The following is an 8,813-nucleotide window of genomic DNA, read 5'->3' as shown; positions in this document are numbered from 1 at the left end:
CGCAGGTCTTCGCGGCCACCGCCGCGCACCAGCACCGGGCAGCGCGCGGCCTGCACCACGCGGTGGAAGTCGGTGGGGTCGGTGGTGGGGTCGGCTTTCACGATGTTGGCGCCCATCTCGCGCGCCAGGCGCACCAGGGTGACGATCTTTTCGGCGTCGCCGTCGACCATGTAGCCGCCCTGAGCGCTGTGCGGGCGCATCACCAGCGGCTCGATCATCAGCGGCATGCCGTAGCGGTCGCAGTCGGCGCGCACGCGCGCGATGTTCTGCACGCACTGGCGGAACAGGTCGGGTTCATCGGGCAGCATGAACAGGTTGACCACCACGCAGGCGGCATCGCGCTGCACGGCCGGCAGCACCGGGTCGTGCTCGTTCTGCAGCACGGCCCACATCACGCGGTGCGCGGTGGCGTTGTAGGGGTTGCCCATGTCGATGCGCATCACCAGCGCCGGCTTGTTGCGGCCCGGGCGGTCCTGCAGCAGGTCCGATTGGCCATAGTTCAGCTGGATCGCGTCGGGGCCGGCGGCCACCAGCTTGTCCATCACCTGGGGCATGTCTTCCAGCCCGTTGAGGAACGAGGGCTCGTTGCACACGCCATGGTCCAGCGCGATATCGAGGCAGCGCCCGTTGCTCAGCAAGCGGTTCAGACGCGCGGTCTTGTCCTTCGACATACGAAGAGGTCCTTTGACTTTGAAAAAGGGAATGAAAAAGGGGAGGGTCCTCAGGCCAGGGCCTGCAGGTGCCGGGCCGCGGCCTCGTCGATGCGCTGCACGGTTTCCTCGGGCAGGTCCAGCGCGCCGGCCGCCGCGTTCTCGATGGCCTGCTGGCGAACGCGTGCGCCGCACAACGCCACCGACACGCTGCCGCGCGCCAGCGTCCAGGCGATCATCAGCTGGCCGAAGGAGCAGCCGAGTGGCTGGCGCACCGGTTCCAGTTCGTCGAAGAAGGCCTTGAGCCTGGCGCGGTTGGCCGCGCTGAAGCGCGGGTTGCTGGCCCGCTGGTCGTCGCCCGTGAACTCGCGAGCGGGGTCGATGGGGCCCGCGAGCAGGCCCAGCGCCAGCGAGGAATAGCCGAGCACGGCCACGTTGTGCCGTTGGCACAGGGGCAGCAGCGTCTGCTCGATCTCTCGGTCGATCAGGCTGTAGCGCTCCTGGGCCGCGTCCACCGGGCCATGACGCAGGTACTCGGCCAGCGTCTCGGGGTCCACATTACTCACGCCGATGGCGCGGATCTTGCCCTGCCGCTTGAGCGCGAGCAGGGCGTCCATGGTCTCTTCGACCGGTGTCGTGCTGTCCTGCCAGTGCGTGATGTAGAGGTCGATGTAATCGGTCTGCAGCCGTTTCAGGCTCTCCTCCGCCTCGTGGAAGATCGACTCGCGGCCCAGGTGGCGGTACACGGGGTGGCCGTCTTCGTCGAAGAAGTGCGTGCCCTTTTGCGTGTGCCACACCAAGCCGCACTTGGTGGCGATCACAGCCTCGTGGCGGCGGCCCTTGAGCGCTGCACCCACGATGCGCTCGGAGGCGCCCAGGCCGTAGGCCGGTGCGGTGTCGATCAGCGTCACGCCGGCATCCAGCGAGGCGTGGATGGCCTCGGTGGCCCCGGCGCTGTCCTGGCCGCCCCACATCCAGCCGCCCATGGCCCAGGTGCCCAGGCCGATGGCCGAGCAGGTGATGCCCGAGGGGCCCAGGGTGGTGGTCTTCATCTCTGCGCTCAACACGGCATTCATCGTTTGGTCTTTCGGGTGTTCATGAGGTGGTCGATGGTCACGGCCGCGAGCAGGATCAGGCCCTTGATCACGTCCTGCCAATACGGCGATACGTCCAGCAGGATCAGCGAGCTGGTCACCACCGAGAGCAGCGCCAGCCCCAGCACGGCGCCCAGCACCGTGCCCGAGCCGCCTTTGAGGCTGGCGCCGCCGATCACGGCCGCGGCGATCACGTTGAGCTCCATGCCGATGCCGAAGGTGGGCGTGGCCGCGCCAAAGCGCGCGGTGTAGATCACGCCGGCCAGGCCGGCCGACGCCGCGCACAGCACCGTGACCCAGAACTTCACGCGGCCCACGCGGATGCCCGAGTACAGCGCCGCCTTCTCGTTGCTGCCGGTGTAGAACACGCGGCGCATCACGGTGGCGCGGCGCAGCACGAAGTCGCTCACCACCACGATGAACAGGAAGATGAGGATCACGGCCGGCATGCCGAACACCGTGCCCTGGCCGATGAACTTGAACGAGGCCGGCAGCGAGAACAGCGACTGCGGTGTGCCCTGGGTGAGCGCCAGGCTCAGGCCGCGCACGATGACCATGAAGGCCAGCGAGGCGATGAAGTGGTTGAGACCGATGCGCGTGACGCAGCCGCCGATCATGGCCCCGATCAGTGCGCTGGCCGCGATGGCGATGAGCCCGGCGCTCCACGGGTCCAGCCCCATGAGGAACAGCTTGCCCGTGACCACCATGGCAAAACACACCACCGAGCCCACCGAGAGGTCGATGCCGCCCACGATCAGCAGGATCGTCATGCCCACCACCACGATGCCCTCGATGGAGAACGAGAGCAGCATGGCCCGGATGTTGTCCCAGGTGAGGAAATAGGGCGAGGCGAAGCTCATGCCCACGCACAGCACCGCGATGATGGCCAGCAGGCCCATCTCGCGCATGCTGGTGAGCCGGTTGCCGCCCGGTTTGCCGGGGCCTCCGTGCTGCGCCTGGCGCGCCGGCGGCAGACCGGCCACGGGGCCGGCGTTCAGTTGTGCGGGGTGATTCATGCCATTTCCTCTTGTTCCAGTCCCGAGGCCAGCCGCAGCAGGGCCTCTTCCGTCATGTCTTCGCCTTGCATCTCGCCCGCGACGCGGCCGTCGCGGATCACGAGGGCCCGGTCGCACAGCCCGATGATCTCGGGCAGCTCCGAGGAGATCACCACCACGCCCACGCCCTGGCAGGCCAGGTCGCGCAGGATGTGGTGGATCTCCGACTTGGCGCCCACGTCCACGCCGCGCGTGGGCTCGTCCATCAGCAGCACCGACGGGTTCGTGGCCAGCAGCTTGGCAATCGCCACCTTCTGCTGGTTGCCGCCCGACAGGCTGGCCACCTCGATCTGCACGCCGTCGGACTTGAGCCGCAGCCGAGTGCCCAGCTCCTGCGCCAGCCGGTGCTCGGCCGCGCGCTGCAGCAGGCCGAAGCGCGAGCTCACGCGCTGCAGCGCCATGGCGGCGATGTTCTGCGCGATCGGCAGGTCCAGGTACACGCCCGCGGCCTTGCGGTCTTCGCTCAGGTAGGCGATGCCTTCGCGCAGCGCGTCGCTGTAGTTGCGGATGGCGAGTTCCCGGCCGCGCAGTCGCACGCTGCCGCTGGTGGCGGGGCGCAGGCCGCACAGGGTCTGCGCGAGCTCGCTGCGCCCGGCACCCATGAGCCCGGCAATGCCCAGGATCTCGCCGCGCCGCAGCGTGAAGGACACCCCGTGCACGCGTTCGCCGTCGGCCAGGTCGCTCACCTCCAGAACGTGTTCGCCGCGGTCCGCGTCCTGCTGCTTGGGCGGGTAGTAGTTGCCCAGATCGCGCCCGACCATGCGGCGCACCAGGTCGTCGGCGTTCAGTTCGGCCAGCGGGCCCGAGTGCACGTTGCGCCCGTCGCGCAGCACGGTCACGCGGGTGCAGTGCGTGAAGATCTCGGCCATGCGGTGGCTGATGTAGATGATGCCGATGCCCTGGTCTTTCAGGTCGTGCAGCACCCGGAACAGCGCGGCCGACTCGTTGTCGGTGAGCGCGGCCGTCGGCTCGTCCAGGATCAGCACCTTGCAGTCCAGCGTGAGCGCCTTGGCGATCTCGATCAGCTGCTGGCTGGAGATGCCCAGCTCGCACACGCGCGCGGCGGGGTCGATGTCCTGCCCCAGCCGCGCCAGCACCTTCGCGGCACGTGCGTTGAGGCTGGCGTAGTCCATCCACGCCTGCTTGCCGGCGTTGATCTCCGGCATGAAGATGTTCTCGGCCACGGTGGCGTCGCCGCACAGGGCGATCTCCTGGTGCACCAGGCCGATACCCAGGCGCATGGCCTGGGCCGGACCATCGATGGCCACCACTTCGCCGTTGAGCACGATCTCGCCCGCGTCCGGCTGGTGGATGCCATCGATGATGTTCATCAGCGTGGACTTGCCCGCGCCGTTCTCGCCGCACAGGGCGTGGATCTCGCCCGCTTGCAGCGAGAAGTCCACGCCCGAGAGTGCCTGCGCGGCGCCGAAGCGCTTGCCGATGCCACGCAACTCGAGCAAGGAAGTGCCCATGGCGCTCACTCGTTGATGCCCTTGGTGCCGCGGCGGGTGAGGTACTTGTCCCAGTAGAAGTCGTCGGCGTTGGCCTTGCTGACCACGGCCAGACCGTTGTCCAGGAAGGGCACGGCCATGGGGTTGGTGCCGTTGCGCTTGGCGTCGTTCATCGGGTCGATGAGGCCGGGGTTCTTCGCCAGGAACAGCATCATCATGCCCATGTAGCCCTGCATGCCCTGGTTGGGGTTGATGGCGCCGAACACGTCACCGGACTTGATCATGTCCAGGATCTTGGCGTTCACGTCGCAGCACATCACCTTGATGTTCTTCTTGGTCTCCACCTTGGCCTGCGCCGCGCCCAGCGCCGAGTTGGCCTCGGGCATGAACAGGGCGCCAAGGTTGGGGTTGGCCTGGGCCAGGCTCTGCACCGCCTGGTAGGCCTTGTTCGGGTCCTGGTTGCTGGCGGCGCGGCCCACCAGCTTCATGCCGGGGTGCTTGGCCTTCATGCGGTTGATGAAGGCGGCGATCCTACGGTCGTGGTTGTCCTGGCCGGGGTTTTCCAGCACGGCGTATTCGCCCTTGCCACCCAGCGATGCGGCGATGGCGTCGGCCGCCTGCGCGCCTTCGCGGTCGTTGTCCGAGGTGATGAACGAGGTGCGCTTGGAGTTGGGCGAATCGGCCGCGAAGGTGACCACCGGGATGCCCATCGCCGCGGCGCGGTTGATGGGCTCGATGAACGGGTCGGGGTTCATGGGGTGCAGCAGGATGCCGGCGGGCTTGCGCGCCAGCTCCTGCTCGAACGAGGCCAGCTGTTTGTTCACGTCGTACTCGGGCGTGCCGGAGTAGCGCGTCTTCACGCCCAGCGTGCGGCCGAGCTGCTTCATCATCTCATAGACCGGAAACCAGTACTCCACGCCCGAGACCATCACGTTCATCACGTAGACGTCGTTGGGGTTGCCGCGCAGGCCGGCGCCCGCCGCGGCTGGTTGTTGCGCGAACGCGCTGGTGCCGGCCAGGCCGATACCGGCGGCGGCTGCGGACTTCAGGAAATTACGCCTCATGTGGGTCTCCTCGTTGTTGAGTGGCAGAGCTTGCGATGCCGTTCTTTCGATGCCGGCGGTGGGGTTCTTGGTGTCACGACAGTTGTTATGACAGGTGGACTATAATTCAGGCCGAATCTGCCAGATAGTTAGGGGAAACACTACTGGATGAACCCGCTGGATGAGCGGAAGCTGTTATGACATGAAGACCAACATACTCATCGGAATCGACCTGGGCTCCAGCAGCCTGAAGGCCCTGGCCCTGGAGGCCACGAGCGGCCGCACCCTCGCCCTGTCGCGCATGCCCCTGCCCCACGACCGGCTGCCCGGTGGCGGCTGTGAGTTGGGGGCGCCGGCCATCCGCGCGGCCCTGTCGCAGGTGCTGCGCGACGTGGCGCACCAGCTCGGCCCGCGCGTGGGCGAGGTGCGCGCCATCGGCTGCACCGGGCACGGCGCCGGGCTCTATGCGCTCGACGCGCGCCATGAACTCGTGGGCGGGCGGGCCGTGGCATCGACCGACCAGCGCGCCGATGCGCGGGCGCTGGCCCTGGCGCGCCAATGCGGCCCGCAGCTGCAGGCCGAGGTCGGCTGTCAGCCCTGGCCGGGCCAGCCCACCGTGATCGCGGCCGAACTGCTCGGCGCTGACGCGGTGCGCAGCGGCGCCCTGCATCGCCTGATGTTCGCCAAGGACTACGTGGGCTTCCTGCTCACCGGCGAGATCGCCACCGACGCCAGCGACGCCAGCACGGCGGGCCTGATCTCTGTGGCCACCGGCACCTGGTCGCCCTTGGCCTTTGCCGCCTCGGGCATCGCGGACCTCTCGCCGCAGGCCTTCGGGCCGCTGGTGCCCAGTGGTCAGGCCTTCGGCACCCTGCAACCCTCGGCCGCCGAGGCGCACGGTCTGCCAGCGGGCATTCCCGTGGCCATGGGCGCCATCGACCTGCTGGCCTCCATGACCGCCCTGCGCGCCCAGGAGCGCGGCCGCGCGGTGTCGGTGCTGGGCACCTGGTGTGTGAACGCCGTCATCGGCCCGGTGATGGCGCCCCGGCCCGACGTGGCGGCCGTGGTCCATTTCGGCCCGCGCGACCAGCGCCTGTACATGGAGAACAGCCCCTCGTCGATGGCCAACATCGCCTGGCTGGCGGGCGTGCTCGGCCTGCCCGATGCGCGCGCGGTGGTGGACCTGGCGATGTCGGTGCCGTTCGGGGCCGGGGGCTTGCGCTTCCTGCCCTTCGTGAACGGTGGCGCGGGCGTGACGGCGGGTTTCGTCGGCCTCAAAAGCCACCACACACGCGGCGACATGGCGCGTGCCGTGGTCGATGCGGTGGCGGCATTGCACGCGCGGCACACGGCCCGCCTCGCCACGGCGGGCTTGCCGGTTTCGGCAAACACCGTGCTCGGCGGCGGCGCCAGCGACGCGCGCCTGGTGCGCCTGCTGGCCGGCCTGCTGGGCCGACCGGTCGAGCGCTGCGCCGACGACGAGACCGGTGCGCGCGGCGCGGCGATCTACGCCGCGATGTCGCAGGGCATTGATACCCACCCTTTGCGCGCACCGTGCGACACGGTCGAACCCGATGCCGCCCAGGCGCGGGCCCACGCGGACTTCAACGCCACCTTCAACGAATTGATCGCCACCATGTCCCCCTGTGTTTGGCCATCTGGCGGGCAGCCCGCAGAGCACCACCCCCCGGCCGCCCCAGGCCCTGTGCGCGCCTGCGCAAAGCGCGGAGGTGTCGCCATGAGCAGCCCTTCACCATCGACGCCATCGCCTTTCGTGCGCCCGGCCGCCGTGGCCGGCCGCCATTTCTCCACCGTGATCGTGGGCGCCGGCATCAACGGCGTGGGCGTGTTCCGCGACCTCTCGCTGCAGGGGGTGGACTGCCTCATCGTCGACAAGGGCGATTTCAGCGCCGGTGCCAGCAGCGCGCCCTCGCGCATGATCCACGGCGGCCTGCGCTACCTGGAAAGCGGCAGCTTCTCGCTGGTGGCCGAGGCCACGCGCGAGCGCAACCTGTTGCTGCGCAACGCATCGCACCTGGTGCAGCCTTTGAAGACCGTGGTGCCGCTCTCCAGCTTCTTCGGCGGCCTGATGAGCAGTGCCCTCAAGTTCTTCGGCCGCACGCCGCCCCAGCGCACGCGGGGCCTGCTGGCCGTGGCGGCGGGGCTGCGCCTGTACGACCTGCTGGGCCGGCGCCAGCGCGTGATGCCCAACCACCGCATCGGCCGCGTGCAGCCGGCCGACCGCCAGCTGTTCCGCCCGGCGGTGCGCTGGACCGCGACCTTCTTCGACGCCTGGATCAGCCACCCCGAATGGCTGGTGCTGGAGCTGATCCGCGACGCCTGCCGCGACGAGCCCCGCTCGGTGGCCACCAACCATTGCCGCGTGATGGGTTGCGTGGGCAAGACCCTCACGCTGCGCGACGAGATCACCGGCGAGGTGGTCAGCGTGACGGCCGATGCCGTGGTCAACGCCAGCGGCGCCTGGCTGGACCGCAGCACGGCCCTGCTCGGTGGCGTGGTGCCGCGTGTGATGGGCACCAAGGGCTCGCACCTGGTGCTCAACCACCCCGCGCTGCGCGACGCGCTGGAAGGGCGCATGGCGTATTTCGAGGCGGTGGACGGGCGTGTGTGCATCGTCTACCCGTTTCTGGACCGGGTGCTGGTGGGCTCCACCGACATCCCGGTGGACGACCCCGACCAGATCGCCACCGAGCCGGCCGAGGTGGACTACCTGCTGGAGGTTCTGGGCGAGGTCTTCCCCAACCTGGCCTTCGACCACCGCGACGTGGTCTACACCTATGTGGGCGTGCGGCCGCTGGCGCGCTCGGACGCCGACAAGCCGGGCCAGATCTCGCGCGACCATTCGGTCGTTGTTGACCAGCCTACCGCCACGCGCGACATCCCGGTTGTGGGGCTGGTGGGCGGCAAATGGACCACCTTTCGGGCTTTGGCCGAAGAGGCCACCGACGAGGTGCTGCGCCTGCTGGGCCGGGAGCGCAGGGCCTCGACCCGGCAGTTGCCCATTGGCGGCGGGGCGGACATGCCGCAGGGCGCGCAGGCGACGCAGCGGTTCATCGACCGCATCACCCGGGATTCGGGCCTTTCGCCCGCGCGGGCCCAGGCGCTGCTGGGCCGCTACGGCTCCCACGCCTTGCGCATGGCGCAGGGCTTCAAGTTGGCGGGCGACGTGCCGCTGGCGCATGCGCCCGATTATTCGGCGTCGGAGCTGGCCTACCTGTGCAACGAAACCGGCGTGATCCACCTGGACGACCTCATCATCCGCCGCACGCTGCTGGCCATTCGCGGGCGGGTCACGGACGCCGCGCTGGCCGAGGTGGCCGGCGTTGCGGCCCAGGCGCTGGGCTGGGATGCCGGGCGCGAACACCGGGAACTGCACAATTGCGCCACCGCCCTGCGCGAGCGCCACGGCGTGCGCCTGGCCCCCGCAACACCCGAGGCCGATGCCGCGCCGGCTGTCCTTGCCCCCTTGACCATCCAACCGGCCCTGAGCCCGTCCTGA

At 69.2% G+C, this 8,813-nt stretch carries 6 protein-coding genes and 1 pseudogene; 2 read left to right on the top strand and 5 right to left on the bottom strand.

The window, feature by feature from the left end; all coding sequences use genetic code 11:
- The 5 genes from KIH07_RS25270 to KIH07_RS25250 form a co-directional block, all read right to left on the bottom strand.
- Positions 1-671, bottom strand: a 671-nt coding sequence (locus tag KIH07_RS25270; RefSeq protein ID WP_226494593.1) for a class I fructose-bisphosphate aldolase, incomplete at its 3' end; no start/stop codon positions are given.
- Between the two features lie 50 nt (positions 672-721).
- Complete coding sequence (locus KIH07_RS25265; protein WP_226494592.1) at positions 722-1,702, bottom strand: aldo/keto reductase; 981 nt, start codon at positions 1,700-1,702, stop codon at positions 722-724.
- Between the two features lie 20 nt (positions 1,703-1,722).
- Positions 1,723-2,760 carry an ABC transporter permease gene (locus KIH07_RS25260; RefSeq protein WP_226494591.1) on the bottom strand — a complete coding sequence of 346 codons (1,038 nt, stop codon included), beginning with the start codon at positions 2,758-2,760 and terminating at the stop codon, positions 1,723-1,725.
- Positions 2,757-4,271: a sugar ABC transporter ATP-binding protein gene (locus tag KIH07_RS25255; RefSeq protein ID WP_226494590.1), complete on the bottom strand. Its 1,515-nt coding sequence runs from the start codon at positions 4,269-4,271 to the stop codon at positions 2,757-2,759. The genes KIH07_RS25260 and KIH07_RS25255 overlap by 4 nt, the downstream gene beginning before the upstream one ends.
- A 5-nt stretch (positions 4,272-4,276) precedes the next feature.
- Complete coding sequence (locus KIH07_RS25250) at positions 4,277-5,314, bottom strand: substrate-binding domain-containing protein (protein ID WP_226494589.1); 1,038 nt, start codon at positions 5,312-5,314, stop codon at positions 4,277-4,279.
- Positions 5,315-5,495: 181 nt separating this feature from the next.
- On the opposite strand from KIH07_RS25250, the pseudogene KIH07_RS25245 reads away from it, so the two are divergent.
- Together KIH07_RS25245 and KIH07_RS25240 are read left to right on the top strand one after the other, a co-directional pair.
- Positions 5,496-7,035: pseudogene (locus KIH07_RS25245) on the top strand (FGGY family carbohydrate kinase).
- Positions 7,032-8,813, top strand: a complete 1,782-nt coding sequence (locus tag KIH07_RS25240) for a glycerol-3-phosphate dehydrogenase/oxidase (protein ID WP_226494824.1) — start codon at positions 7,032-7,034, stop codon at positions 8,811-8,813. The pseudogene KIH07_RS25245 and the gene KIH07_RS25240 overlap by 4 nt, the downstream one beginning before the upstream one ends.

The organism is Hydrogenophaga taeniospiralis (assembly GCF_020510445.1).
GTDB lineage: Bacteria > Pseudomonadota > Gammaproteobacteria > Burkholderiales > Burkholderiaceae_C > Hydrogenophaga.
The sequence above is the reverse complement of the archived record's forward strand: the minus strand, read 5'-3'. Positions and strand labels throughout refer to the sequence as shown.